Origin of the sequence: Microvirga sp. VF16 (assembly GCF_016864375.1) — a bacterium.
Lineage (GTDB): Bacteria > Pseudomonadota > Alphaproteobacteria > Rhizobiales > Beijerinckiaceae > Microvirga.
Genome location: NZ_CP069354.1, coordinates 3,863,887 through 3,888,564 on the forward strand (window position 1 = coordinate 3,863,887; position 24,678 = coordinate 3,888,564).

Genomic DNA, 24,678 nt, shown 5'->3' on the forward strand with positions numbered 1-24,678 from the left:
CGATGGCCCTGAGTGTTCACGCCGGAGAGCCGGAGGCAATCGAAAAGTGCCGTTATGATCCCAACTTTAGTTTTCAGGCCGCAGATTGGAGCGGGGACTGCGGCAGTTCGACGGCCTTCAGCGGCAAAGCCAGGACGACCCGCAATCCGGGCCCGTTGTCTTCCAGCCGCAAGGTTCCACCATGGAGCCGGGCTACGGCGGCGGCCAGGCTGAGGCCGAGGCCGAAACCAGGACGCGAACGGGCCGTTTCCAGGCGTACGAAGCGCTCCAGCACGCGGCTGCGTTCCGCTTCCGGAATGCCGGGGCCGCAATCGGCCACCACGATCCTGATCTCGCCGTCGCTCCGATGAGCGGAAACACTGATCGCCTGCGCTTGCTCGCCGGTTGCAGCACCGTATTTCAAGGCATTGTCGAGAAGGTTCGCCATGGCCTGCCCCAACAGTTCACGGCTGCCGTGGATGGGCAGGTCGTCCTCGACGGCAACCTCGAGCGACACGCCCGCCTCTTCCGCGAGAGCCTCGTAGAGTTCGGCCACGTCGCGCACCGCCTCGGCAGCATCGAAATCCGCCAGACCTTCGCGGGCATTGCCGGCCTCCAGGCGCGCGATCATGAGGAGAGCATTGAAGATGCGGATGAGATTGTCGCTCTCCTCGATGGTGGCCTCGAGAGCGGATTTCAGCTCGTCGGGCGTGCTCGCAGTGCGCAGGGCTTCGTCCGCCTTGTTGCGCAGGCGCGTCAGCGGTGTCTTCAGGTCGTGGGCGATATTGTCGGAAACCTCCTGCATGCCGCGCATCAGCTCGCCGATGCGGTCGAGCATGTCGTTGAGGTTCTTGGCGAGACGATCAAGCTCATCGCCGGTTCCGGCGATCTTCAACCGTCCTCCCAGATCACCCGTCATGATGTGGCGCGTAATCTCGGTCATGTCGTCGACACGTTTCAAGACGCGCCGCGTAATGAACCAGCCGCCGACGCAACCGAGCACGACGATGAAGAGCAGCGAATAGCCAAAGGCGCGATAGATGACCTCCTGCAGGCGCCGGCGCTCCTCGATGTCACGCCCGACGAGGAGCCGGAATCCGCCAGGGAGAAGATAGACGCGCACGATGGCCATGTCGGGCCGCGCTTCCGTTTCATCCGTGCGGTTGTAGAGCGTCTCGAACTGACCCGTGCGGCCGATCACACCGGGCGGCAGCGCTCCCACATTGCCGGCAACCCGCTCTCCCGCTTCCGTCGTGACAAGGTAGAGCATGGCGCCCGGTGCACGCGAGCGGCGTTCGACGATGTTCACGAGCCGGCGCAGACCGCCAAACCTGTATTGCTCTGACAGGCTGTTGATCTCGGTCTCGATGGTCGACACGAACTGATCGGTCAGCAGCCGTTGAGCGTTCCAGGCAACATAGCCCAAGCCCACGAAGGCGAAGATGGTGAAGATGAGCAGGTAGGCAAAAGACAGCTTGAAAGCGGTCGTCCGGACGAGCTTGCCGAGCGCACTCATGGAAGCGTTCATGGCTTCACGCTCATTCCTCGTCGCCCTCCGCACCGACGCGCACCATGTAACCCGCGCCCCGGATGGTGTGAATCAACGGCTTGTCGAACCCCTTGTCGATCTTGGCGCGCAGTCGCGAGACATGAACGTCGATGACGTTGGTCTGGGGATCGAAGTGGTAATCCCACACATGCTCGAGCAGCATGGTTCGAGTGACCACCTGATTGGCGTTTTTCATCAAATATTCGAGCAGCCTGAACTCGCGCGGCTGCAGCACGATCTCATGGCCGGAGCGCGTCACACGGTGCGACAGGCGGTCGAGTTCCAGATCGGCGATGCGATAGACCGTCGACTCCGCGCTGGGGGCCGATGCCCGGCGGCGCGAGAGCACCTCGACACGCGCGAGAAGCTCGGAGAAGGCATAAGGCTTGGGGAGATAATCGTCGCCGCCAGCGCGCAGGCCCTTCACGCGATCGTCGACCTGGCCGAGGGCAGAGAGAATCAGGACCGGCGTTTCGACCCGCTGCTCGCGCAGGGAACGGATCAGAGAGAGGCCATCGAGCTTGGGCAGCATGCGGTCGACCACGAGCACATCGTAATCCCCCTCCTCGGCCATGGCATAGCCATCGAGCCCATCGGCAGCGTGATCCGCCATATGGCCCGCTTCGCGAAATGCCTTGACGAGGTAGGAGGCTGCCTCCTTGTCGTCCTCGATGATGAGAATCCGCATAAGCCCACTTGTAACGCAATGAAGGACCCGACGGCAGACCGGCCTTGGAGGGGGAAGAGGCCGGCCTGCCGTGGGCAGAAGACACCAGGTGTCAGGGGCAATCAACTATAAACCCTGGTGCCCTACTACCTTATGTGGATCAGACACCCTTCGGCTGGCTTCCGACCTCCAGGGTCACAGTCCGCTCCTTGCCCTCACGCCAAAGGGTGAGAGACAGGGACTTGCCCGGAGCGACATTGGCCACCTTGCGGGACAGATCCTTGGCCTCATTGATCGGCTGCCCGTCGACGGCGATGATCGTGTCGCCGGTGCGGACACCGGCCTTGGCCGCGGGACTGTCCTTGATGGCTTCAGCCACGAGGGCGCCCTTGGGCTCCTTGAGGCCGATGGCCTCGGCGATCTCCTTGGTCACCGGTTGCATCTGCACGCCGATGAAGCCGCGGGTCACAGAGCCCTTGTCCTTCAGGGACGCCACAACGTTCTCGACGGTGCTCGCCGGGATGGCAAACGCAATACCCACATTGCCGCCGGACGGCGAGAAGATCGCCGTGTTCACGCCCACGACCTCACCGGAGAGGTTGAAGGTCGGGCCGCCGGAATTACCCTTGTTCACCGAAGCATCGATCTGGATGAAGTCGTCATAGGGACCGGCACCGATGTCGCGATGCTGGGCCGAGACGATGCCGGCCGTCACCGTGCCGCCGAGGCCGAACGGATTGCCGATGGCGACCACCCAGTCGCCGATCCGGGCCTTCTGGCCGGCGAGGCGAACGTAAGGAAAGTCCTTGCCTTCGACCTTCAGCAGGGCGAGGTCGGTCTTCTCATCGGTGCCGATGACCTTGGCGTCGAGGGTCTTGCCGTCGTCCATGGTGACCTGCACCTCGGAGGCGTTGTCGACCACATGATTGTTGGTCACGACATAGCCGTCAGCCGAGATGAAGAAGCCGGAGCCGAGCGACTGGCCGAACGGACGGGGACGCTCGCGACGCGGAGAGCGGTCGCCGCGCTCACCGGGCATCTGGTCGCGGAACTGGCGGAAGAAGCGCTCCATCGGGTGGCCGGGGGGCAGATCGGGCATCGAGAACTGCGGGCCGTCCTCGTCGTCGTTTCGGTCAGCGACGTTCTGCACCTTGACCTTCACGGCCACGACGGCGGGCTTCACCCGGTCGATCACCTCGGCGAAGGACGGGGCGCCCTGAACCGGTTGCGCCATGGAGCGCAGTTCGGCATGAGCGGGGTTGGGAGCAACCAGACCGCTCTCGACGGCGCCGCCCGCGACGATCGCGGCCACGGCCGCCGCGCCGAGCCACTTTGCGGTGCGCTTGCGGGCAGGAGTGGAAACCTTGTCCAACATGTCTTGTCTCTCCTCGAAGAACCTTTGGAAGAACCTTGCCGGTTCGTCATGGGAGCAAGATGGGGGTTCAAGCCTTACGGTACTCTCACCTCAAGATGAAATGTTGGTAAGGTTTCAGGATGAGCAGACCTGATAATCTGGCTCGTCATTCGTTCTGAGACTCAGACGCATCTTCCCTCCCCCTTGTGGGGAGGAGGGCTTAGCGGTGCGCAGCCTCTTAGAACGAGGTAAGAGGTCGACGAGCCAGACTCCGAGGAGCGTCACTTGCTCCTGCGTGGCGACAATCTGATCTTCTTGCCTTTGAGCTTCGTCGACCTGATCGAAGCCAATTTCGCCCGGTCTCGGTTCGCACGCCCGGCAAGACGACGGGGTTCCTTGCGGCTCACTCTGACGACACGCTGCTTGTCGTTATCCATCGCATCGTCGAGTGTCCTTTGCGGCGGAAGCGGGACGTTGCTGTGAGCCACGACGGTTCGGTTGATGCACTGCGTCACATAGGCCGCGCGCCGTTCGACAATGCGCCGGTAATCGTCAACTTCGATCTTCCTCTTCGGCGCAATACGGCTCCTCGCCTCGATGCGGCAGGCCTCGCGTTTGGCGACGAGATTCTCACTCGCTCGCGATGCGAAAGGGAGGGCAAGAAGGATCAGACACAATCCACAGGCCGCAAGCTTCACGACCGTACCTTTCGCGCGGAATATCGGGAGATGTGAGTGCCCGATATCAGCCGCTTTTAAGCTTGGCACCGCGACAAAATGGCATGATCAACAACAAGGATCGGAAATGCTTAACAAAAGGAATTCTGCCCATTTCGGCGCAGATTACTCCGCTGCTCGACGTCCTTTTGCGGATTGTGTTTCACTTGCTCTTGCTGTCCGCCTTCAAGCGCCCTCGTCGCGCTTGAGCAGATCCTCAAGGGCCTTCTGCTCCTGCGCATCGAGCGCAGCGGCCGGCTGTGTGCGGCGTCTCATCGCGGCATAAGCGCCGATGCCGCCGAGGATCAGGACGAGAGCCGGCGTCAGCCAGAGCAGCAGGGTATGCGTTCCGAAGGTTGGCTTCAGCAGCACGAATTCGCCGTAGCGCTGCACGAGGAAGTTCTCCACTTCCTGGTTGGTGTCGCCGGTCACCAAGCGCTCGCGAACGAGCAGCCGCAGATCCTTGGCGAGCTGCGCATCGGAATCGTCGATGGACTGGTTCTGGCAGACGAGGCAGCGCAGTCCCGCCGAAATCTCGCGTGCGCGCTTTTCCAGAGCGGGATCCTTCAGCACCTCGTCCGGCTGCACCGCGAAGACCGGACCGCCGAGCATGAAAGCTGCAATAAGGACGAAGATGAAGCGCATCGCCTACTCCGCGGGAACCGCGGCTGGCGGCGCCACCTTCGCACGGGCCGGAGCACCGATGCGCAGGCGCCGATCCGTCAGGGACAGGGCGCCACCTGCCGCCATCACGAGGGAGCCGATCCAGATCAGCAGAACCAGCGGCTTGTAGTAGAGCCTCATGCCTACCGATCCGTCCGTCTGCACTTCACCGATGCTGGCATAGATCTGGCCGAGGCCCGTGGTCAGAATTCCTGCCTCTGTCGTCGGCATGCCGCGCGTCACATAGAGCCGCTTCATGGTCTCGAGAGTCCCGAGTTCGCGACCGCCGCCGATGACCGTCAGAACGGCGACATCTTCCCGATAATTGGCCTCGATGCGCGGGATGATCTGTTCAAGCCGAATTTCGTAGTCGCCCGCCTTGAGCCGCTCGCCCAGCTTGAGACTGCCGATGGCCTCGACACCCCAGGCGGTCGCCGCGATGCCGATGACTGTGAGGCCGACGCCCGCATGGGCGATGGCCGTGCCCCAGGCCGAGCGCGGAAGGCCTCGCGCTTTCCGCCATGCAACGGAGAGTGGCGTCCCCCTGGACCAGGAGCGCGTGACGATCTCGTTGAGCGAGCCGAGAACCAGATAGACGCCGAGGCCAACACCGAGCGGTGCAGCCACCGGCCCGCCGTGCTGGAACGCGAACATGGCGATGGCGGCCAGAAGCGAAATGCCGAACACGGCATAGAGACGCTGGGCCGTGCCGAGGAAGTTGCCGCGCTTCCAGGACAACGTCTGACCGAGCGGCAGAAGCAGCAGCAGCGGCACGATCAGCGGCAGGAAGGTAAAGTTGAAGAACGGTGCACCCACCGAGATCTTCTCGCCCGTCAGCACCTCCAGCGCCAGCGGATAAAGCGTGCCGATGAACACGGTGGCGCAGGCCGTGGCGAGGAACAGGTTGTTGAGGACGAGCGCGCCCTCGCGGGAGACAGGCGCGAACAGGCCGCCCTGCTTGAGCATCGGCGCGCGCGACGCAAACAGCGTCAGCGATCCGCCGATGAACAAAATCAGGATGCCGAGAATGAACGTCCCGCGCTCCGGATCCACCGCGAAGGAGTGCACCGAGGTGAGCACGCCGGAGCGAACGAGAAAAGTGCCGAGGAGCGACAGGGAGAAGGTCAGGATGGCGAGAAGAATGGTCCAAACTTTCAGCGCATCACGCTTTTCCATCACGACGGTGGAATGCAGGAGCGCCGTGCCCGCGAGCCATGGCATGAGCGAGGCGTTTTCCACCGGATCCCAGAACCACCAGCCGCCCCAGCCGAGTTCGTAATAGGCCCAGTAGGAGCCCATGGCGATGCCCAGCGTCAGGAAAGCCCAAGCGCCGAGCGTCCAGGGTCGAACGATCCTGGCCCACACCGCATCGATGCGCCCGTCGATCAGGGCCGCGCAGGCAAAAGCGAAGGAGATCGAGAAGCCGACATAGCCGATGTAGAGCAGCGGCGGATGAATCGCGAGGCCGGGATCCTGAAGGAGCGGATTGAGATCCTGTCCTTCCAGTTGTGCCGGGATGACGCGCGTGAAGGGATTCGATGTCGTGAGAATGAAGAGCAGGAAGGCGAGTGTGATCGAGGCCTGAACCGCGAGCGTGTTCGCCTGCAAGCGCATGGGGATGCTGTTGCGCGACAGCGCCACCACACCGCCGAACAGGGCGAGGATCAGCACCCACAGCAGCATGGAGCCTTCATGGTTCCCCCATACACCGGAGATCTTGTAGATCAGGGGCTTCGCGGAGTGCGAGTTCTGCACGACGTTGAGCACCGAGAAATCGGAGTTCAGATAAGCGAAGGTCAGCGCAAGAAACGAGAACGCGATGCAGGCGAGCACGGCGAGCGCGCTTGCAGGAGCCACGGCCATCAGCACGGGATCGTTGGCGCGTGCGCCCCAGAGCGGAACGATGAACTGGATCAGGGACAACCCAAGCGCCAGCGCGAGTGCAAAATGTCCGGCCTCGACCAACACGTGGGCTCTCCCTTTTACTGCGTCTTGGGCGCGGTACTGGCCTCGCCCATCCAGTGCCCCTGCTTCTTGAGCGTATCCGCCACCTCGCGGGGCATGTAGTTCTCGTCGTGCTTGGCGAGAACGGAATCGGCCCGGAACACGCTGGAGCTGACGAGCACACCCTCTGCCACGACCCCCTGCCCTTCGCGGAACAGGTCGGGCAGCAGGCCCTTGTAGTTTACCTGGATCGCGGCCCGCGCATCCATGACCTCGAAGGTGATCTGCTGATCGGAGCCACGCTGGACAGAGCCCTCCTTCACGAGACCGCCGAGGCGGATGCGCGTGCCGGGCTGCACGTTCTTCGCCTGGATGTCGGCCGGCGAGTTGAAGAACACGATCGTGTCGTTCATGGCGTAGAGCACGAGACCGAGCGCAACCGCGAGGACGCATCCTGCGACACCGATCAGGGACAAGCGGCGTTGTTTTCTCGTCATGGCTGGGCGTCGGTCAGTTTCAGTTCTTGCGCCATCGTATCGATGGTTTTCAATGCGGCGTCATCCTTCGCCAGCGCCTCCCGGGCTCGCTGGGCTGCAGCAATGGCTTTATCACGTTGGCCCAACACCGCATAGGAGCGCATCAGTCGCGCCCATTCCTCCGCCGTGCCACCTTGGGATTCCAGGCGGCTGGCGAGGCCGGCCACCATTCCGGCGATCGCCTCTGGCCCGATCTGTCCTCCGCCTTCCTGTCCCGCAGGCGCCTGAGGCGCGTCGAGGGAAGCGAGTTCCTGCTTCACGGCCTCGACCCAGGGCGCATCGGCAGGCGACGAGGCAATCAGTTCCGCATAGGCGGCTTTGGCCTTCTCGATCTGGCCGTCCTGTGCAGCGGCGCGGGCGAGATAAAAGCGTGGCTTGGGAGAGGTCGGATCGAGCTTGACCGACTCCTCGAAGGCGGCCTGAGCTTCTGCCGAGACGAGCCCGTCCTTGGCCATCACCAAGACCTCGCCGTAATTCGCGAAGCGGCTGGCATCGGGCGCCTGATGGCGGATCGCCGCTTCATAGGCCTTCACGGCATCGTCGATCCGCCCCATGCGCAGATAGACCGGGGCGATCACCTCCCAGCCGCGGCCATCCTGCGGGTTCTTCGCCAAGTGGCTCTCGATCTGGGCCACTGCCTGCATGAGATCGATATTACCGGCCTGTTGCGGCATCTGCGCGCTCGGCGCTTGGGTCAGGGATTGCGGCGAGCCATAGATCTCGTAGGTCGCAAGCGCGAGGATTGGGATGATCGACAGGGCGAGGGTCGAGGCGGCGCGGCGGCGGCGCAGGGCCGGCTCTCCGACGGCCGCAAAAGACTCGCCATGCATGCCGGTCGCCCGCAGGAGACGCCGCCCGGCCTCGGCCTTGGCGGCTTCGGCCTCGCTGGCCAAGAGTACGCCGCGCGCCTGGTCCCGCTCGATCTCAGCGATCTGCTCACGGTAGAATTGCGTATCCGGATCCGCCTGCCTCGCCACGGCATAGTGGCGCGACAACGGCCATAGCACCGCCATCACGGCCGCCGCCGTCATTGCCAGGAGGATTACCCAGATCACCATAAAGTCCTATTTACTGCGTGTCCTCCTCAAGCACGACGGTGGCACGGTGTCACGCGTAAATATCCTTACGGCGAACCCCTATCCCCGGGGAGTTCGAGGATGGCCCGCAGCCCGCCCATGGGGGAGGCATCAAGCATCAAGGAGCCCCGGTAGAGAGCAGCGAGATCGCTGACGATCGACAGGCCGAGGCCGGAGCCGGGCTTCGTCTCGTCGAGGCGGCGGCCGCGCTTGAGCACCTCCTCTCGCGCTGCCTCCGGCAGGCCCGGACCATCATCGTCGATGAGCAGGCGGAAGCGCGACCTGTCGTCCTCACGCACGATCTCGACCGCCACCTCGACCTTGTGCGCAGCCCATTTAGCCGCATTGTCGATCAGGTTGCCGGCCATCTCCTCCAGGTCCTGCTTCTCGCCGCGGAAGCGCAGATTCGGCGGAATGGCCAGTTCGACTTCCAGATCCTTGTCGCGATAGATCTTGGCGAAGGTGCGGGCGAGGCCCGCGATGACGGGCTCGGCCTCCGTCAGCGTTCCGAGCGTCCCGGCAAGCGCCGCTGCGCGGGCCCGGTCGAGATAGTAATTGACCTGATCGCGCATCGTTGTCGCCTGCTCGCGGACTTTGGCGGCAACGTCCTCAGGAGCATTCTCCGCTTCGTTCATGATGATGCTGAGCGGCGTCTTGAGCGCATGAGCGAGATTGCCGACCTGGGTACGGGCGCGCTCCAGGATCTCACGGTTGGTGTCGAGGAGGAGGTTCAATTCGCTGGCGAGCGGAGAGATGTCCCTGGGATATTCGCCCGCAATCCGCTCCGCCTCCCCTCGCCGGATGGCGCCGAGCGCGCTGCGAAGATTGGACAGGGGCCGCAGGCCGAAGCGGATCTGCAGGAGCGTGGTGAAACCCAGGGCCAGACCGAGAAGCGCGAAGGTGACGGTCAGCGCGAAGATGAAATCCCGCACGGCCACCTCGATCTCGTCGGCCGGCCCCGCAACACGGATGATGTAACGTCCATCTTCGCCGAGATCGATGTCGCGTTCGATGATGCGCAAATTGCGATCGTCGGGCGCCTTCCCGTATCCGCGACGGATCTGGCCGAAGCGGTTGTCGCCGGAGGCGAGGTTCGGCAACTGCCCACCGAACAGCGATTTCGAGGACCGGATCTCGCCCGCCGCCGCATTGGGCCGCGCCACCTGCCAATACCAGCCGGACAGGGGCAGCTCGAAACGCGGATCGCCGATGGGACCGAGATCCCGATCCGGATCGCCCGGGCCGACCAGATTGGAGGCGAGCGTATTAGCGTAGACGAGGAGGCGCTGGTCGAACGCGCGCTCCGTGTTGTCACGATAGAGCGTCGAGAGGATAAGCCCTGCAATCAGCAGGATCACGAAGCTCCAGAAGACGGAAGAAACCGCAAGGCGGACCGCGATGGGCCGGCTGGCGAAACGTTTGACGAACGATGGCAGACGGGTCACGTCTTCGTCTGGCCCGTGTCAAGGAGGTAACCCAGGCCTCGAACCGTCTGGATGATGTCGACACCGAGCTTCTTGCGAAGCCTGCCGATGAAGACCTCGATGGTGTTCGAATCCCGGTCGAAATCCTGATCGTAGAGATGCTCCGTCAGCTCGCCGCGCGAGACGATGCGGCCCGTGTGGTGCATGAGATAGGACAGGAGCCGGTATTCATGGGAGGTGAGCTTCACCGGATTGCCGTCGACGGCGACGCGGCCGGAACGGGTGTCGAGCTTCACGGGGCCGCAGGCAATCTCGCTCGTGGCGTGACCGGTCGAGCGGCGCAGCAGAGCGCGGACACGGGCGAGAAGCTCTTCCATATGGAAGGGTTTCGTAACGTAATCGTCTGCGCCGGCATCGAAGCCCTGGACCTTGTCGCTCCAGCGGTCGCGGGCCGTGAGAATGATGACGGGGGTCTTGCGTCCTTCGCGGCGCCAGGCCGTCAGGACGGAAACGCCGTCGACCTTCGGCAAGCCGAGATCGAGGATGATGGCATCGTAGGGCTCGGTCTCGCCAAGAAACTGCCCTTCCTCGCCGTCCATGGCGGTATCCACCGCGTAGCCTGCCTGTTCAAGGGCAGTCACGATCTGCTTATTGAGGGTTCTGTCATCCTCGACAACGAGTAGGCGCACGGTTCGAGCTTTCTCCAGAGCATCGGACCCAAAAGTGGAAGGCACTTTTGGGATCAATCCGATGCTTAATCCCTTAAGCGGCGCATCGTTCGGTGCGGAAAACCGGGTCCACTTTTCGCACGATGCGCTAGTGGACCGACTTCACACGCCCGGAAGAGCCGTCGATCATCACTTGCACGATGCGACCATCCTTTTGCAAGACCATGATCACATAGACAAGATTGTCGCTGTTGCGGCAGAGGCTGGCCCGGACCACGTCCGCCCCCGGGACCTGACGCCGTGCCGTCATCACGGCCGAGGCCGGCGCGACAACGCCCTTGGAGGCGACCGCCTCCTGCATTTCGCGAGGAGGCAGGCAATTTTTCAGGGCCGTCGCCGCGCTTTGCGCGGACGCTGCCCCCGTGATTCCCCACAACGCTATGACCAGCCAAACCACACGCATGAAACGACCATGCCCTTGCCGCAATGAACGAATTCTGAATTTATCTAGAGCCGGTTATACGAGTGTGAACGGCCGGCCGAGCTACGATCCTCCGAGGTAGTTCAGTTACCGCAATCCGCTGCGCGCTTGAGAAAAAAGGCTTTCTCGCGCTCATTGCGGCTGAGGGCGGCCGCATGCTCGAATTGGGGCCGCGCTTCTGCGAGACGCCCCGCGCGGTAGAGGAAATCGCCTTTTGCTGCCGGCAGGGGAGCATAGCCGCGCAGGATCTCCGAGCGTTCGAGATCGCCAATGAGCGCAAGGCCCGCCTCGGGTCCAAAGGCCATGCTGTGGGCCACAGCGCGGTTGAGATCGACCACCGGCGACGGCATGACGTCGCGGAGCGTGTCGTAGAGCGCGGCGATCCTCGTCCAGTCCGTCTCCTCCGCCTTGCGCGCCCTCGCATGGCAGGCGGCGAGCGCCGCCTGCAGGGCATAGATGCCCTTGGCGCCGCCCAGCGCTTCGGCGCGCTCCAGGGCCGCGAGCCCCCGTCGGATCAGGAGCTGGTCCCAACGGGCACGGTTCTGTTCAGTCAGGGGAATGGGCGAGCCGTCCGGCGCGGTGCGGGCCGCCATGCGCGAGGCCTGGATTTCCATTAGCGCCAGGAGGCCGAAGACCTCGGGCTCGTCGGGCATGAGGCCGGCGAGAATGCGGCCCAGACGTTGGGCTTCCGCGCACAGGGCCGGTCGGACCAGATCCTCGCCGGCGGTGGCCGCGTAACCCTCGTTGAAGATCAGATAGATGACCTCCAGCACCGAGGCGAGGCGCTCGTCCCGTTCCGATCCACGCGGCACCTCATAGGTCAGGCCGGCCTTGCTCAGCGTCTTCTTGGCTCTGACGATACGCTGGGCAATGGTCGCTTCGCTGGAAAGGAAGGCGCGGGCGATTTCGTCCGTCGTCAGTCCGCCGATCAGCCGCAGGGTCAGGGCCGCACGCGCTTCCGGCGAGAGCACCGGGTGGCAGGCGGTGAAGATCAGGCTCAGCAGCTCGTCGCCGATATCGTCATCGAGAGCCGCCTCGATGGCCTCGACACTGCGGTCGTGCTCACCCTCAAGTTCGCGGCCGATTTCGGCGTGCTTGCGCGCGAGCATCCTGTCGCGCCGGATCCCGTCGAGGGCCCGGCGTTTGGCCACGGCCATCAGCCAGGCGCCGGGGTTTTGGGGAACCCCGGTCTTCGGCCATTCCGACAGAGCCGTCACGAGCGCCTCCTGAGCGAGCTCTTCGGCCATGCCCACGTCCCGCACCATGCGAGCCAAGCCTGCGATGAGTCTGGCCTGTTCGATGCGGAAGATTGTCTCGATCGTTCGGTGGGTTTCCGTCGCCGTCATGAACCCCGCTTAAAAGGAAAGCGGGGCGAACGGCAAGCCACGATGGCAACGGAAGCAACAGCAGGATCTTAACGGCCGGCCAGCTTCTCGCTTGTCCTGTCGAGCAGTTCGGCGACTTCCGGGGTCATGACCTCGCCGAAATCGGCCATTTCGTAGACCGGTCGGATTTCGATCTCGCTCGGACCGGGCATCGGATTCGGGCAGCGTTTCACCCACTCGATGGCCTCGGCCATGTCCTTGACCTCCCAGAACCAATAGCCGGCCACGAGTTCGCGGGTCTCGGCGAACGGCCCGTCGATGACGGTGCGGCTCGGGCCGTCGAAGGCGATGCGCTTGCCCTGAGACGACGGTTTCAGCCCCTCGCCGGCCAGCATGATGCCCGCATTGACCAGCTGTTCGTTGTATTTGCCCATGGCTTCGAGGAGCTCGTTCGTAGGCAGTATGCCCGCTTCGCTATCCTTCGTCGCCTTCACCATGACCATCACGCGCATCGTCTTTTCTCCTCTGATTGAAGGAAGCCCATGCGGGTTCCTGTCCATACGACGAACGAGCATCGGCAGAATCGACAGCCTGAGCGAAATTTTTTCCAAAATTTTTCATGGTGGGCTGAAGCTGGCCGGGCGGCGCGAGGTTAGTTCAGAATCTGTTTCGTGGCCAGGATCCGGAAAACGGTCGAGGCGATGAAACTGCCGGCGGCAATGAGCTGAACGAGCGCCTCTTCGAAAGCGCCCGTAACAAGAGCCGAACTGTACAAGCCGAACAGGCCGAGAACGAGGGCCGCAAGCCCGATCAGGTTGGCCCAGATCGTACGGCTGGCGAGGATGGTCTTGGTATCGAACATATCAAACAGTCCTTGAAGACGAGGATGGAAGGGATGCAAGCCGGAGAGCCTCCTGCTCGACGGCGAGAACACGCCTGCGCCAGCCGAGACCGAAGACGGGCCAGGTGGCGAGGCGACCGAGAAAGCCGAGACGGACTTTCGTGAGTCGGCGGATAGTCTCCGGGACGTCGGCCTCGAGGGCCGCGCCCAGCGTGATTGGTCCGACGATCCCATCCGCCTCGACCCCGAGAACTGTCTGCAGCATCTTCACGGCCCGAGTCGGACCGGAATTGACCGCAAGATCGAAAGCGGCGAGGTCGAGCCCCGGCGGAAGCTCATCGGCGCGTACCGCATCCCAATAGAGCTGCCGGTAAATGGCGATCGCCTCCTTTCGGCTCAGGCGGCGAACGTCGTTGATGGATGCCGGGCGTTTTTTCGCCCGGGCGAGCGTTTCACGGGTGATGCCGAATTTGGTCGCCCCACCCGGATCGCGGGGATGCTGAACGAAGCCGCCCTCATGCTTCAGCACATGCTCGACGGCTTGTTCGAAACGCGTTGGAGAAGCTTTCATGCGCGATCCTCACAGTTCCGCCTGCAGGGCGATGAAGGCCAGATTGCCCAGATAGAGGTTACCGACGGCTCCGGACACACCGCTGAACGAGGAACTGGCCTGGAATCTCAGAGCGACGCAGGACGGGCTGGCTGCCGACACCGTCGTCACCGTCAAACTTCCGGAAAGGGCCAACCACGAGGCGCCGCTGTTATTATGAAAGCCGATCTGATTGCCGGTCGGAGATCCATTCGACCAACTGAAACCACTGGTCGTCAACACCGGATCGGCTCTCATCGGCACCGGCAGGGTACAGGGGACATCGATGTTGTTGCCTGCAACGCGCTGTCCAAGCGCACCCAGGATCGCAGGTGTTCCACCACTGACCGAAAGCCGCTGATAATAACGCCGACAGCGGAGTTCCTCGACATCAAACGGAACGCCCACCCATGGCGTTGCATGGGCTCCAACCTCCAGCTTCGCGCGCTTGAAGGAACATGGGACGGACGGTTGGAGACGCACGGTGATGTTGCCTGTCTCGACTCCATCGAGCGTTACGCTCGCCGAGCGGCGGCCGGGGCCAGCGGGAATCGTGGCGGTCTTTGAGCCGATCACAACCGGCAAGGGCTCCGAGGGATCGTCGGCGGAGAGGGTCAAAGAGGCTCCGGCGAAACTGGCCGCGCCGATCTCGGCGGCGGCCTGAGCCACATCGATCACCTGCTCGAGAGCACCGGAAAGCGTGATGGTCCCGTCTGCTGCGAGGCTGAGCGTACAGCCCCCCGGGCCTCCTTTCCAGCGATCGAACCCATAGATACCTGCGTCCAGTACCCCACCCGAGAATTTGCGCTGGTTCACGAGAAAGGCGGAGTTGATCAGGAGATTCGGCCTCGGCACATCGGCAAGACCGCAAGGAAAGGATGCAACGCCCGTGCGGCGATCGACCAGCAGCGCGTCGTGCCATTGGCTTCCGTCGGCCGAGACGCGGATGCCGAAATCGTCGCTGCCGATCAATCCCGTTTCCGCGCGCCCGCTGAATCCGCGCTGATAGAGCTGCGAGAGAACATTGGCCTCGGTGCTCTTGTTGAGCACGAAGCGCAAGTCGCCCGTACCTCCCTCCTCCGCCGCCAATGCGGCAAACAGGGCCGCATTGAGCTTCGCCGACAAGCGGTTGAGATCATCGGCCGTTGTGCCGATCCCGAGCCGCTGCAGGTTATGGATCTGTTCGAGAACCGAACCGGATGTTTTCCACGCATTGCCATCGAAGATGACGAGCAGATCCTCAGCCTCCACATAGGCGATCCATCCGGGACGCGGCGTGAAGAACCGCCAGATCCCAAGGTCGAACAGGGCAATGTTGCCCTCCTGATTGGCGAAGACGCCTGTTGCCCCGGCACCGACGAGAAAGCGGTCGCCTTCCGCGGGCGAGGTAGGCGGCGCGGTTCGATCACGCTCCTTAACGGCCAATTGCACGAGTGCATCGAGGGAGGCGAGAGCCTCATTGTGAGTGACATGTTTCTGGGCCTGCGCCGCTGCAAGCAGCGGCAGGGCGAGATGAGGTGTCGATGACATCGGATGAGGTGCTCCGGCAAGGGATCGAAAAATTGGTAGTGAGCCTCTCACGTCATCACCGGCCTTGTGCCGGTGATCTCGATTGGAAGAGCGCAGCGTTTCAAACAATCGGGATGGCCGGGACAGGCCCGGCCATGACGCGTTAAAAGATGCATTCACTGTCATTCCGGGGCCGCGCAGCGGAGCCCGGAATCCATAAACACAACGTTTCAGGAAGGGACGAGCCGCGTCATGCTTCGTTCTGCAGCGTCGGCGGTTATGGATTCCGGGCTCGCCTTCGGCGCCCCGGAATGACAGTGGGGTGTCATCCGAAACGTAAGTGAGGGCAAAAATGATGCGTGGATCAGCGAACGGCAATCGTCGCGTGGCGTTCGAAGCCGCGCCCGGCCACGGCGCTCATCTGCGCGATGCGAAGGCTGAGCGCGGATTGAAGCGCACCGAAATCGGCGGTCTCCTCGGCGTTGCCGTAGAGAACTGAGGCTTGCGTGCCCGTGAGCGTCCTCACGATCACATTGTCTCTAAGGATATCGATCTCATAACGCTCCGCATCCTCGGCCAAGGGAACGTCGAGGGCTTCCCATCCATCGCCGTTGCGGCGCGTGCGGCGCAGCCAGGCGATACGAATGCCGCCGGCCTCACGATAGGCGGTCACGTGAACGGGGCTCAATGGCTTGAGGGCCTCACGTCCCACCGTCGCGGCAATCTCCGTGACAGACAGATCGGCATGATCCCGGCCGGCGGGACCGATCCTGTAGCGCCAGGTCCCTCCTAGATCCTGCAGGCTCGTGGCGAGAGGCGCGACGGCCTCGTCGAGTTTGATCAGCAAGGCCCCGGCAGGCACCGTGCGGCTCGCTTCGGTCTCGGACCCGGCAAGGCCGCGCAGGAAGCGCGACAGACGATAGGTCCGCTCGCCAATCATCTCGGCATGCGCCGCAGAAAAGATTTCCCACCGGCCATTCGCGCCCTGCAGCGCGAACAGGTTTCGGCCGCCAAGGGTTGTCTCGTCATCGATGCTGCTCAATGCGCCGGACGAAATCTCCACGTCGAGAACCGCACGCGGATCCCAACGCCAGAGAGGCCCCGGCACGAGCGCCGTTTTCGTTCGCCCGATCACGGCGGGCAGATCGAGCATGCGATAGGGCGTGAAGCTCGCGCCGTTGCCCGAGCGCCAGATCGTCATGGCGCCCGGCCAGGGATCGGCTGCGACCGCGAGATATTGCAGAGGCACAGGGTCGCCGAGACTTGCCGGCAGATCGAGCACGATGGCGACAGGCTTGCCGGGTGAAGGCGGCGGACGTTTGACCGGCCTTGGCATCGAGGAGCCCGGCCGCTCGAAGACGGCAGGTTCCACGGCGCGCGTGCTGATCTTGCGCGTCGGTCCGTCAGTGATGCGGGTGATGCGATGAAGTTTTGGCCCGGCATCGGTCGGAAGAGAAATTACATCTCCGGGCTCCAGCTCCATCCGCCTAGGCGAGAGCTCGAATTCGGCGCCTTCCCGTCCCGCCCACAGATCCTGCAGCCAGGTATCGGCCAGGCGCTGCGCCTCGGCGCGGCGGGTGGCGACGGCGCTGTCCGCCCTCGCCTCCCGACGGCTTGATCCGGAGAGACGGCGCGAGGCCACGGAGGCGCGGCGGTAATCCGTGTCGCCTTCCGTAAAGCCGATTCCCACCTGCTGCGGCAGTTCGGTCTCCTGAGCGCGGGTGAGCTTGAGCGACGGTTCCTTGTCACCGAGCACGAGATCGTCCTTCGCCAGATGCACGATGGCCCGACCACCGCGCCCCTGCCACGCGATGCCGCCGCCGCGCGCAACCGCATCGACGCCGAAGAGGCGCAGCAGCGGCTCGATCGCGCCACGCACCGACATGGGCCGGTCGATCACGTAACCATCCACGAAGCCGTCGACGGGAATGACGCCGGGATCGGCGAAGCCGTAATCCCTCAGAATGCGCGCCAACAGGCGGTCGAGCGTCGCGCCCTCGATCCGCCCGGTAATCCAGTGACCAGTCTCCCAGTTGGGGCCGTCCGACCACACAATGTCGAAATCGGGAAAGGCCGGAAATGGCCTTGCATCCCAGGCCCAGACGAAGACGTTGTCCGGATCGACCATACGCCCGCCATAGGAAGACGATGGTGGATTGTACTCTGCCGAGAAGCCTCGCTGAGCAGCATCGAAGCGCGAGAGAATGGCTTCCAGCGTGCGCGCCTGGATGAGATCGTCACGCACTCCGCGCGAAAACGGCGGATAGGCCGATTCCGAGGATTTCGGATCGGGAAACACGTTCGGACCGTTGGGTCCCTTGTCGACGGCGGGTACGCCGATTTCGGTGAGCCAGATCGGCTTCGATCGTGCCTGCCAGGACGTCGATCCGATTTCGACGCCGTTCACGCGCTCCACATGCCGGTTCGACCACCAGGAGACGAGATCCTTCGCGCGGAAGATCCACGGCTTGTCATAGGCGCCATCGGTAATGGGCCGGCGTGTCTGCGCCGTCCGCTCGGACGAATTCGCATAGTACCAGTCGAACGCCTCGCCGCTTCCCAGCCGCGTGCGCAAGTAATCCACATCGTAGATGCTGCGGGCCGCGGAGAGATCCGCATGGCCTGGACCGTCGCGCCAATCCGAGATCGGCGGGTAGTAATCGATACCGACCGCATCGATGTTCTCGCTTGCAAAGAGCGGGTCGAGAGGAAAGCGAACCTCGTCGCCGCCGTCGAGAACATGGGCGCCATATTCAGTCCAGTCCGCCGCATAGACGATCTTCGTGGACGAGCGCAGGATATCGCGCACCTGCCCCGCCAGCGTCCTCAACCGCATGACGGCGGGATAGACACCCGATGCCGAGCGCACGCGCGTGAGGCCGACAAGCTCGCTCCCCAGGATGAAGCCATGTACGCCACCGGCTTCTTCGGCCAGGTTCGCATAATGCAGGACGAGGCGGTTGAAGCCCGCACTGCGCGTGAACCATTGATCGATCTGCGTCTCAGCCGCATTCGTCCCGTCGGGCGAGCTGCTCCTCCCCGGCGCAGGATGGCAGGTGATGCGCCCGCGCCAGGGGTAAGCCGCTTGGCCCGTCTCGCCATAGGGGTCCGGAAGAGTATTCCCGATGGGCACATCCATCATCACGAAGGGATAGAGCACCACCTCCAGCCCGCGTGCTTTCAGATTCTTGATCAGCCGGATCACGGATTCGTCTGAGGGTGTTCCGCCATAGGCCGGTGAGCCGTTGACGAGGGTAACCGCTTGCGCATCCTCGCGCGTCAGGCCCGCGACGGACCATGTGGCGCCGTCATTGGTCTTGGTCTTCACATCCACCCGCGGCTCGATCAGGCACGAACCGGCGCGCAGGTCATCGCCGAACCAGCTCACCACCAGCGACACGCGCTTGAGGTTCGGGCAGAGAGCCTGCAGGGCATCGAGGGAAGCCGCCACGTCGGTATCCCGCTGCATCTGGTGGCGGTTCTCCGGCCGCGTCTTGCCGAGATCGAGCACCTGCGTCACGGGCAGCGTGTCGTAGCCGAACTCGCTCGCTCCGGGAATGAGACAGACAGCCCGGATCATGCGGTTGAGGCCATCGACGGGACGCACGACCTCGAAGGAGAATTGCGGCACGCGATTGCCGAAATCCGTCAGCGGCAGGCGCTCGAACACCACATAAGCCAAGCCGCGATAGGCTGGCGCGTATTGAGCGCCCTCCTTCGCGACGATCAGCGGATCGGGATCTTGAGTCTCACTGCCCGCATGCACGCGCATGGTGATGGTGCTGAGATCGAGCTCGCGCCCATCGGCCCAGACGCGACGGATGAAGGCGATACGCCCCTCGCACAATCCCACCGCGAGATTGGCGAAATAGGAATAGGTGGTCGAGACCGTCTTCGGCCCGCCCATGCCCTTGCCACCCTGGCTCGAGCGATCGACATTCGTGTTCACTACCTCCTCGAGTCGTGTCGCCCAGATGAGCTGCCCGCCGATGCGCGCACGGCCATAGACTCGCGGAATCGGCGCACCTTCCGTGGAGGTGAGCCCGTCGATGTCCTTGAGGCGCGGGCCTTCGACATATTTGGTGTCGCCGCCACCGAAAAGTGCGTTGTCGATGGCGGCACCCGTAAGCCCGCCGAGCGCCCGCCCAGCCATGGCGCCGATAGGCCCGCCGATCATGCCGCCGACCGCGGCACCGACGGTTTGAAGAACGATTGTGGCCATCAGTTTCTGTCCGGAAAGCGAAAGGCATAGGCGAGGTGTCGCCGCCACCAGGGGTGAAACGCGACCTCGGCCACCGACGCGCCGTCATGGGCGTGGATCATGGTCTGGTCTGAGGTCGCAATCGCGCAGTGCTTGGCGGGCATGGTTGCTCGCCAGCGGAAGAGCAGGACGTCGCCGGCGGCAAACTCATTGCACGCGATCTCGACAAGATGTTTTCGCGCGGCCGTAACCAGCGCATCGGCCCCGGCCTCGGCCCAGTCAGGCGAGTACGGCGGCGGCAATTCAGGTTCTTCGCCCATGACGCCGCGCCAGACACCGCGCAACAGCCCGAGGCAATCGCAGCCGATGCCCTTGAGCGAGGCCTGGTGACGGTAAGGGGTTCCGATCCAGGAGCGGGCCTCCGTGAGGATGAGGTTTGTATCGGGCATGGCGTTGGTCATGAAAACGGTGCGGGACTTCCCTCCCCCTTGCGGGGAGGGATTGAGGGTGGGGGTCGAAAAGTCGGAGTATTACGCTTCTTCCAGAGGGCACTGAGGCTGCTACCGCCTCACCTCTCCCCGGTGGGGAGGGGTCGAGCGCAGCGAGGGGGAGGGGGAGAGCGTTCTCCAGAAAGGGCGTAACCCCTCACCCGCCGCGCTGACGCGCGTCGACCTCTCCCTCAAGGAGAGGTGAACCAGCGTCCCGCTGGTCTCGGGGCTCACCCAGCCGAACCACCCCCACCCCTGCCCCTCCCCGCAAGGGGGAGGGGAAACTCGTGTCTCACCTGAAAAAGCTGCCGCCGTCCAGGCCCGGCTCGCCCTGCTGCGGCATGCGGATGATGAAGTCGTTGCCGGGCATGTGCGGGAAGCCGCGGAAGTTGACAGCGTTCTTGAACTTCGCCCGGCAGGTCGCATGGGTCTTGTTGCAGCCGGCCGTGATGCGAAACGTATCGCCGATCTTGATGGCTTGCGGCGCGCGCTGCCACAGATCGAACTCGTCCGTGCCGCTGATCGCACGATGTACCTTGATCTCGACGGACAGACCGGCATTGTCGCCGCTCATCCAGGTGAGTTGGCCTGCTGTGCACCATCCGTCCGAGAAGCCGATGCCGGAGCCCGCGATGGTCAGCGCTCCATCCGTTCCGGTGACGGTGCCCGTGTCGGAATAGGTGGACGAGGAAAGATTGATGCCGCAGCGCTCGTCACCGAGATCCGCCGAGCAGGTGGCGCGGAACAGGCGCCCGCGCTCCTCGTCGAAGCGGTGCATGAGCCCCCTCACCTCCGCAACGAAGCCACCATCCGCGCGACGGATCTCGCCAATGGACCCGATATCGAGAAGCAGACGCTCCTCCACATTGCTCCAGTTGACGAGCCAGGTCTCGACGCTCGCATCGTCATAGAGCCCTGAGGAGATATCGTCCTCGGTGAGCCCCGCGGAAACGAGCGCGCCCGACACTTCGCCACCGCCAACCGCGAAGCCGAGTTCGGTCGTGACCTCCGCCGCCTCGAGCCCGGTTCGGGCCGCAAAGATAGTACCGCCGAAAGAAAGATCGCGGTCGTGATCGGTGAAGCCGAAGGTCGCGCCGTCGCGCCGGATGAGCTTCCAGCAATGACAAAGCGTCGTCACCCCATCCGCCAGATGGGCAGCGAGGTTTGGGGGAATGGTGCGCATGAGATCGAACTTGCATGTGATGTGAGACGAGGCCGCACTGTCATCCCGGGGCGCCGAAGGCGAGCCCGGGATCCATAGCCGCTAACGCAGCAGAACACGTGCAGCGGCAGCCGTTGCGCTTTCTCCGCGAACGTCGTGTTTATGGATCCCGGGCTCCGCTACGCGGCCCCGGGATGACAGTGGGTGTCAAGGAACGATCTCGATCAGCGGGATCTGCGGGATGCCGCCGGCATCGAAGGTGAAGAGGTCGATGTCGAGCTCGTCCGTGTCGAAGCGCACCGGCACGTCGAAGGCAAAGCCCGCCGTGATGATAGCGCCTGCAGGCGGTGCGGCGGCAAAGATCACGAGGCCCGTCGTGGGATCGCAGTTGAAGCCGGAGCCGACGCTCTGCTCGATTCCGTTGACCGCCACCCGCACCGTTCCACCGACAGGCTTGGCGATGGAGCGGCTATAGGGCGCAAAGGACGAGCCATAAGCTTTCACCAGCGGAAAGCTCACGCTTTGTCCGTTGCCGGTGCCGATGCGCTGGTCCAGCGGCGTCGGGTCCTTCGAGGGCGGGCCGGAGCGCCAATCGGTGCGGTCGCGGAAGCGGAAGCCGTGGAGCCGACCGCGACGCTCCTCGAAGAAAGCGATCACCGCGTGCAGCGCATCGATCGTCCTGATCCCGAGCCCCGCATCGTAGCGGCGCCGAGAGCCGGCCCAGCGGCTGTTGCGGTGCTCGCGGCCGGAGGACAGCGCGACGATATCGGTCCGCCGCACGGGCCCGCCTCGGCTGCCGAGGCTGACATCGAGCGGAAAGCGAACCTCGTGGAAATCGGAGGTCATGATCCGTCCTTTTGGAATGTGAAACGAAAGAAAGAGGGTGGCGTTGACCCTGGAAAGGCCCCACCAAGGAGACGGCAGGCGATGAGCAACGCTCCCAACGACCTTGCGGAAGACTTCCCCGACAAGCGCGACCGGATCCACCAGCTCAAGACGAGCAACAACCGCTTCGCGCGGCTCTACGACGAATACGACGAGCTGAACCGCACCATCCACCGGATCGAAACCCGGGTGGAGCCGAAGCCCGAGGAAGTCGAGGAAGAGCTCAAACGCCGCCGCCTGCAGATCAAGGACGAGATCATGGCGATGCTCGACGGTGCGGGCGGCTGAGAAGCGCTACATCCCACGCTGCCCGCGCGCGACGGCTCGCGCCAGCGCGGCCGAGACCTGCGCCTCGGAACGGCGGAAGCTCTCCGCGTCGGGCGTCGAGATGTTCATCGTCACGGAAACCGGCCGCCCGCCGTGGCCTGAGCGCACGCCGAGCCTTCCGTCCGGCCCGCGCGCCAGTGGCATCACCGCCTCCGCGCCCTGCTCGCCCATGAGGCCGAGCCCGCGCCCGAGCGGAAAATAGGTCGGAGCACCGATCACCCCGCCTTGCGCGAACGGCATCACCATACCCCGAGAGAGTACGCCACCCTTGGCCAAGGCAGGCCCGCCGGCGCCAAACAGGGAGCCGAGGAGAGACGACAGCCCACCGCCTAAACTTTGCCCTGCGCCGGACAAATCAGGCCCCATCGGCAGCGCGTTGCCGAACAAGCCTGCCATCAGTGTTTGCATGCCACGGGTGAGCGCCATCTGCAGTGGAGCCATGGCCGACTTCAGCGCAAATTCTGTGAATGACTTGCGCAGATCTTTGAGAACGTTATCAAATTTCTTGCCTTCCGAGACGTTCTTGGCGAATGCATTGGACAGGGATTCACCGAAACGATCGGAAAGACCGATGAGTGTATCAAGCTGCCGTGCAGCCTGCTTCTTGTCATCCCGAATCTCGTCGAGTTTCTGCTTGAAAGGATTATCTGGCATATTGGCCTCATTCCGATTGAAGGATAAGCTGATCCTTGCCGCGCTCGTGCTGTGTACCCAGAATGCCTGCGTGAGTGCTCCGCCGACTAGATCGACTTACAAGACGCCCGGCCTTAGCCCTGCTCAAACGGGTCGAATTTACGACGAATGCCTTTACGAAGCCAAAAAGGCGACGGCATCGGCAAGCGCGAAGACGAGCGTGGGATACAGACAGTTCGAGCTTTACAACATGTGCTTGAAACTGAAAGGCATCACATATGTCGGCGATTTCACAATGCCCGATGAAAAATGGAAACCAATTCTTGAGCATTGCAAGGCAGAAGCAAGATCGGCCGTGGCCGGGCGCCCTGTCTCACGCCAACGGGACGAGCTGCAAGAAGATCTTGAGGTCTCGTGCTACAAGCAGAAAGGCGTCGTCTACCATCAGTGACGCATTTGAACCTTGAGAGGCAGAAGTCCTGATCAGCCTTTCACTCATCCGGAAACGCCTCCATCAACCGCCTGAGATCGCCGCTCAAGGCAGACTCGCTCTTTCGTCCACCCTGCAACCCCTCCCAGGCCGCCATCAGCTCGCGCGGCGTTGCGCGCCAGAAGGTCTCCGGGCTCCACCGCAGGATGCTTAAGGCCAGCGTCAGCGCATCGTCCCAGGGGAAGGCGTGAGGCTCGCATTCGAGTCCTGCGGATGCGGAGGGTTTGGCGATATATCGCCTCCGCCAAAGGTCATGACGAGGAGATCGGCAAGCGCCGCAGCCACGGGCTCGATGCCGTCATGCAGCGGCAGGCTCGCCACCTCCGCGTCGCTCATCGCGTGCCCGCCGCCGCGCAGCGCGACGCCGAGCAGCGTGAGCAGGTCGCGGCTCGACAGGCAGCCGGTGCCAAAACGCTCGGCCAGCGCCATGAGATCCTGCACGCCGAAAGCCTCTTCGAGTTCGGCCAGCGCACCAAGGGTGAGGCAGAGGGTGTAGCGCGTCTCGCCGAGTTGCAGCGCCACCTCGCCCCGTCGTCTGTTGGGCATCGGTTTTCTTCCTGACTGGAAAACTACTCGCCGTCATGGCCGGACTTGTTCCGGCCATCCACGCCTTTGCAACGGTACGGTTCCTAAGACGTGGATCCCCGGGACTGATCCCCGGATCAAGTCCGGGGACGGGGATGACGGTGAAGAGTTCGGTTGATGAGAATGGCTCGAATGCGCGTTTACAGCGCGACAAACGCAAGCGCGCCGGCGGATTCGAACGCCATTTCGAAAGTCACTTCGCCGGCATGGTCGCCGCGATATTCCAGGCTCGTGATCTGGAACAGGCCTTCGATGCGACCGAAATCGGGAATAACGATCTGATAGGTCAGGATGTCGCCGTCGAAGAAAACCTGGCGCATGCGTGCATCGGAGGCCTCGTCCTTGAACACGCCGGAACCGGAGATCGAGGCGCGGCGCACGCCGACGCCGGCCAGAAGTTCACGCCAGCGCCCGGCGGATTCCGCATGGGTCACGTCGACGGTCTCGGCATTGAAGGCGATCTGGCGCGTGCGCAAGCCCGCCACGGTGACGAAACCGCTGCCGCCATCGCCGATCTTGATGAGCAGATCCTTGCCCTTCTGAGCAGGCATGGGATGTCCTTTTGTTGAGTGAAGAAGTGAATATG

At 63.5% G+C, this 24,678-nt stretch carries 26 protein-coding genes; 2 read left to right on the plus strand and 24 right to left on the minus strand.

Annotation, left to right across the window (positions count from 1 at the left end):
* Positions 1 to 73: 73 nt before the first annotated feature.
* The 20 genes from JO965_RS18005 to JO965_RS18100 all read right to left on the minus strand — a co-directional run bounded on the left by JO965_RS18005 (position 74) and on the right by JO965_RS18100 (position 22,018).
* The gene (locus tag JO965_RS18005) at positions 74 to 1,507 is read right to left on the minus strand and encodes an ATP-binding protein (protein WP_203440396.1); all 1,434 of its coding nucleotides are present in this window, start codon (positions 1,505 to 1,507) and stop codon (positions 74 to 76) included.
* A gap of 10 nt (positions 1,508 to 1,517) precedes the next feature.
* Entirely contained in the window at positions 1,518 to 2,216 is a 699-nt protein-coding gene (locus tag JO965_RS18010; RefSeq protein WP_203440397.1) for a response regulator transcription factor, read from the minus strand.
* 139 nt (positions 2,217 to 2,355) lie between these two features.
* Positions 2,356 to 3,570: a S1C family serine protease gene (locus JO965_RS18015; RefSeq protein WP_203440398.1), complete on the minus strand. Its 1,215-nt coding sequence runs from the start codon at positions 3,568 to 3,570 to the stop codon at positions 2,356 to 2,358.
* A gap of 260 nt (positions 3,571 to 3,830) precedes the next feature.
* Positions 3,831 to 4,247 carry a hypothetical protein gene (locus JO965_RS18020; protein WP_203440399.1) on the minus strand — a complete coding sequence of 139 codons (417 nt, stop codon included), beginning with the start codon at positions 4,245 to 4,247 and terminating at the stop codon, positions 3,831 to 3,833.
* A 204-nt stretch (positions 4,248 to 4,451) separates the two neighbouring features.
* Positions 4,452 to 4,910: a cytochrome c-type biogenesis protein gene (locus tag JO965_RS18025; protein WP_203440400.1), complete on the minus strand. Its 459-nt coding sequence runs from the start codon at positions 4,908 to 4,910 to the stop codon at positions 4,452 to 4,454.
* Between the two features lie 3 nt (positions 4,911 to 4,913).
* Positions 4,914 to 6,896: a heme lyase CcmF/NrfE family subunit gene (locus tag JO965_RS18030; RefSeq protein ID WP_203440401.1), complete on the minus strand. Its 1,983-nt coding sequence runs from the start codon at positions 6,894 to 6,896 to the stop codon at positions 4,914 to 4,916.
* 14 nt (positions 6,897 to 6,910) lie between these two features.
* Positions 6,911 to 7,369 (minus strand): cytochrome c maturation protein CcmE, encoded by a 459-nt coding sequence (gene ccmE, locus JO965_RS18035; protein ID WP_203440402.1) that lies wholly within the window; start codon positions 7,367 to 7,369, stop codon positions 6,911 to 6,913.
* A complete protein-coding gene (ccmI, locus tag JO965_RS18040) occupies positions 7,366 to 8,466 on the minus strand; it encodes a c-type cytochrome biogenesis protein CcmI (protein ID WP_203440403.1) in 1,101 nt (366 codons plus the stop codon). Before ccmI ends, ccmE begins: the two co-directional genes overlap by 4 nt.
* Before the next feature lie 65 nt (positions 8,467 to 8,531).
* On the minus strand, positions 8,532 to 9,929 hold the full coding sequence (locus JO965_RS18045) for an ATP-binding protein (RefSeq protein WP_203440404.1): 1,398 nt from the start codon (positions 9,927 to 9,929) through the stop codon (positions 8,532 to 8,534).
* Entirely contained in the window at positions 9,926 to 10,597 is a 672-nt protein-coding gene (locus tag JO965_RS18050) for a response regulator transcription factor (RefSeq protein WP_203440405.1), read from the minus strand. The genes JO965_RS18045 and JO965_RS18050 overlap by 4 nt, the downstream gene beginning before the upstream one ends.
* Positions 10,598 to 10,724: 127 nt before the next feature.
* Entirely contained in the window at positions 10,725 to 11,039 is a 315-nt protein-coding gene (locus JO965_RS18055; protein WP_203440406.1) for a PepSY domain-containing protein, read from the minus strand.
* 101 nt (positions 11,040 to 11,140) lie between these two features.
* A complete protein-coding gene (locus JO965_RS18060; protein ID WP_203440407.1) occupies positions 11,141 to 12,403 on the minus strand; it encodes an RNA polymerase sigma factor in 1,263 nt (420 codons plus the stop codon).
* Positions 12,404 to 12,471: 68 nt separating this feature from the next.
* Positions 12,472 to 12,894, minus strand: a complete 423-nt coding sequence (locus JO965_RS18065; protein ID WP_203440408.1) for a YciI family protein — start codon at positions 12,892 to 12,894, stop codon at positions 12,472 to 12,474.
* 140 nt (positions 12,895 to 13,034) lie between these two features.
* The gene (locus JO965_RS18070) at positions 13,035 to 13,244 is read right to left on the minus strand and encodes a hypothetical protein (protein ID WP_203440409.1); all 210 of its coding nucleotides are present in this window, start codon (positions 13,242 to 13,244) and stop codon (positions 13,035 to 13,037) included.
* 1 nt (position 13,245) lies between these two features.
* A complete protein-coding gene (locus tag JO965_RS18075; RefSeq protein WP_203440410.1) occupies positions 13,246 to 13,794 on the minus strand; it encodes a glycoside hydrolase family 108 protein in 549 nt (182 codons plus the stop codon).
* 9 nt (positions 13,795 to 13,803) lie between these two features.
* The gene (locus tag JO965_RS18080; RefSeq protein ID WP_203440411.1) at positions 13,804 to 15,342 is read right to left on the minus strand and encodes a DUF2793 domain-containing protein; all 1,539 of its coding nucleotides are present in this window, start codon (positions 15,340 to 15,342) and stop codon (positions 13,804 to 13,806) included.
* Between the two features lie 343 nt (positions 15,343 to 15,685).
* Positions 15,686 to 19,543 carry a glycoside hydrolase/phage tail family protein gene (locus tag JO965_RS18085; RefSeq protein ID WP_203440412.1) on the minus strand — a complete coding sequence of 1,286 codons (3,858 nt, stop codon included), beginning with the start codon at positions 19,541 to 19,543 and terminating at the stop codon, positions 15,686 to 15,688.
* Positions 19,543 to 19,971 (minus strand): NlpC/P60 family protein, encoded by a 429-nt coding sequence (locus JO965_RS18090; protein WP_203440413.1) that lies wholly within the window; start codon positions 19,969 to 19,971, stop codon positions 19,543 to 19,545. Before JO965_RS18090 ends, JO965_RS18085 begins: the two co-directional genes overlap by 1 nt.
* A gap of 331 nt (positions 19,972 to 20,302) precedes the next feature.
* The gene (locus tag JO965_RS18095) at positions 20,303 to 21,193 is read right to left on the minus strand and encodes a DUF2163 domain-containing protein (RefSeq protein ID WP_203440414.1); all 891 of its coding nucleotides are present in this window, start codon (positions 21,191 to 21,193) and stop codon (positions 20,303 to 20,305) included.
* 186 nt (positions 21,194 to 21,379) lie between these two features.
* Positions 21,380 to 22,018: a DUF2460 domain-containing protein gene (locus JO965_RS18100; protein ID WP_203440415.1), complete on the minus strand. Its 639-nt coding sequence runs from the start codon at positions 22,016 to 22,018 to the stop codon at positions 21,380 to 21,382.
* 81 nt (positions 22,019 to 22,099) lie between these two features.
* On the opposite strand from JO965_RS18100, the gene JO965_RS18105 reads away from it, so the two are divergent.
* The gene (locus tag JO965_RS18105; protein WP_203440416.1) at positions 22,100 to 22,345 is read left to right on the plus strand and encodes a YdcH family protein; all 246 of its coding nucleotides are present in this window, start codon (positions 22,100 to 22,102) and stop codon (positions 22,343 to 22,345) included.
* Between the two features lie 6 nt (positions 22,346 to 22,351).
* On the opposite strand, the gene JO965_RS18110 is transcribed toward JO965_RS18105, so the two are convergent.
* The gene (locus JO965_RS18110; RefSeq protein ID WP_203440417.1) at positions 22,352 to 23,038 is read right to left on the minus strand and encodes a phage tail tape measure protein; all 687 of its coding nucleotides are present in this window, start codon (positions 23,036 to 23,038) and stop codon (positions 22,352 to 22,354) included.
* On the opposite strand from JO965_RS18110, the gene JO965_RS18115 reads away from it, so the two are divergent.
* Positions 23,019 to 23,468, plus strand: a complete 450-nt coding sequence (locus JO965_RS18115; RefSeq protein WP_203440418.1) for a hypothetical protein — start codon at positions 23,019 to 23,021, stop codon at positions 23,466 to 23,468. The two genes, JO965_RS18110 and JO965_RS18115, sit on opposite strands and share 20 nt — an antisense overlap.
* 40 nt (positions 23,469 to 23,508) lie before the next feature.
* On the opposite strand, the gene JO965_RS49400 is transcribed toward JO965_RS18115, so the two are convergent.
* The 3 genes from JO965_RS49400 to JO965_RS18130 form a co-directional block, all read right to left on the minus strand.
* Positions 23,509 to 23,739: a phage tail assembly chaperone gene (locus JO965_RS49400; protein WP_203444248.1), complete on the minus strand. Its 231-nt coding sequence runs from the start codon at positions 23,737 to 23,739 to the stop codon at positions 23,509 to 23,511.
* Positions 23,670 to 24,053 (minus strand): gene transfer agent family protein, encoded by a 384-nt coding sequence (locus JO965_RS18125; RefSeq protein ID WP_203440419.1) that lies wholly within the window; start codon positions 24,051 to 24,053, stop codon positions 23,670 to 23,672. The genes JO965_RS49400 and JO965_RS18125 overlap by 70 nt, the downstream gene beginning before the upstream one ends.
* Before the next feature lie 179 nt (positions 24,054 to 24,232).
* Positions 24,233 to 24,643 (minus strand): phage major tail protein, TP901-1 family, encoded by a 411-nt coding sequence (locus tag JO965_RS18130; RefSeq protein WP_203440420.1) that lies wholly within the window; start codon positions 24,641 to 24,643, stop codon positions 24,233 to 24,235.
* Positions 24,644 to 24,678: the final 35 nt, after the last annotated feature.

Bases quoted from the DNA above. Each gene is read 5' to 3' on its own strand.
- JO965_RS18095 (WP_203440414.1), bottom strand. From the start codon at position 21,193: ATGCGCACCATTCCCCCAAACCTCGCTGCCCATCTGGCGGATGGGGTG.
- JO965_RS18085 (WP_203440412.1), bottom strand. From the start codon at position 19,543: ATGGCCACAATCGTTCTTCAAACCGTCGGTGCCGCGGTCGGCGGCATG.
- JO965_RS18010 (WP_203440397.1), bottom strand. From the start codon at position 2,216: ATGCGGATTCTCATCATCGAGGACGACAAGGAGGCAGCCTCCTACCTC.
- JO965_RS18110 (WP_203440417.1), bottom strand. From the start codon at position 23,038: ATGCCAGATAATCCTTTCAAGCAGAAACTCGACGAGATTCGGGATGAC.
- JO965_RS18015 (WP_203440398.1), bottom strand. From the start codon at position 3,570: ATGTTGGACAAGGTTTCCACTCCTGCCCGCAAGCGCACCGCAAAGTGG.
- JO965_RS18100 (WP_203440415.1), bottom strand. From the start codon at position 22,018: ATGACCTCCGATTTCCACGAGGTTCGCTTTCCGCTCGATGTCAGCCTC.
- JO965_RS18070 (WP_203440409.1), bottom strand. From the start codon at position 13,244: ATGTTCGATACCAAGACCATCCTCGCCAGCCGTACGATCTGGGCCAAC.
- JO965_RS18105 (WP_203440416.1), top strand. From the start codon at position 22,100: ATGAGCAACGCTCCCAACGACCTTGCGGAAGACTTCCCCGACAAGCGC.
- ccmI (WP_203440403.1), bottom strand. From the start codon at position 8,466: ATGGTGATCTGGGTAATCCTCCTGGCAATGACGGCGGCGGCCGTGATG.
- JO965_RS18060 (WP_203440407.1), bottom strand. From the start codon at position 12,403: ATGACGGCGACGGAAACCCACCGAACGATCGAGACAATCTTCCGCATC.
- JO965_RS18080 (WP_203440411.1), bottom strand. From the start codon at position 15,342: ATGTCATCGACACCTCATCTCGCCCTGCCGCTGCTTGCAGCGGCGCAG.
- JO965_RS18025 (WP_203440400.1), bottom strand. From the start codon at position 4,910: ATGCGCTTCATCTTCGTCCTTATTGCAGCTTTCATGCTCGGCGGTCCG.
- ccmE (WP_203440402.1), bottom strand. From the start codon at position 7,369: ATGACGAGAAAACAACGCCGCTTGTCCCTGATCGGTGTCGCAGGATGC.
- JO965_RS18090 (WP_203440413.1), bottom strand. From the start codon at position 19,971: ATGCCCGATACAAACCTCATCCTCACGGAGGCCCGCTCCTGGATCGGA.
- JO965_RS18065 (WP_203440408.1), bottom strand. From the start codon at position 12,894: ATGCGCGTGATGGTCATGGTGAAGGCGACGAAGGATAGCGAAGCGGGC.
- JO965_RS18125 (WP_203440419.1), bottom strand. From the start codon at position 24,053: ATGCCCAACAGACGACGGGGCGAGGTGGCGCTGCAACTCGGCGAGACG.
- JO965_RS18130 (WP_203440420.1), bottom strand. From the start codon at position 24,643: ATGCCTGCTCAGAAGGGCAAGGATCTGCTCATCAAGATCGGCGATGGC.
- JO965_RS18055 (WP_203440406.1), bottom strand. From the start codon at position 11,039: ATGCGTGTGGTTTGGCTGGTCATAGCGTTGTGGGGAATCACGGGGGCA.
- JO965_RS18075 (WP_203440410.1), bottom strand. From the start codon at position 13,794: ATGAAAGCTTCTCCAACGCGTTTCGAACAAGCCGTCGAGCATGTGCTG.
- JO965_RS18005 (WP_203440396.1), bottom strand. From the start codon at position 1,507: ATGAACGCTTCCATGAGTGCGCTCGGCAAGCTCGTCCGGACGACCGCT.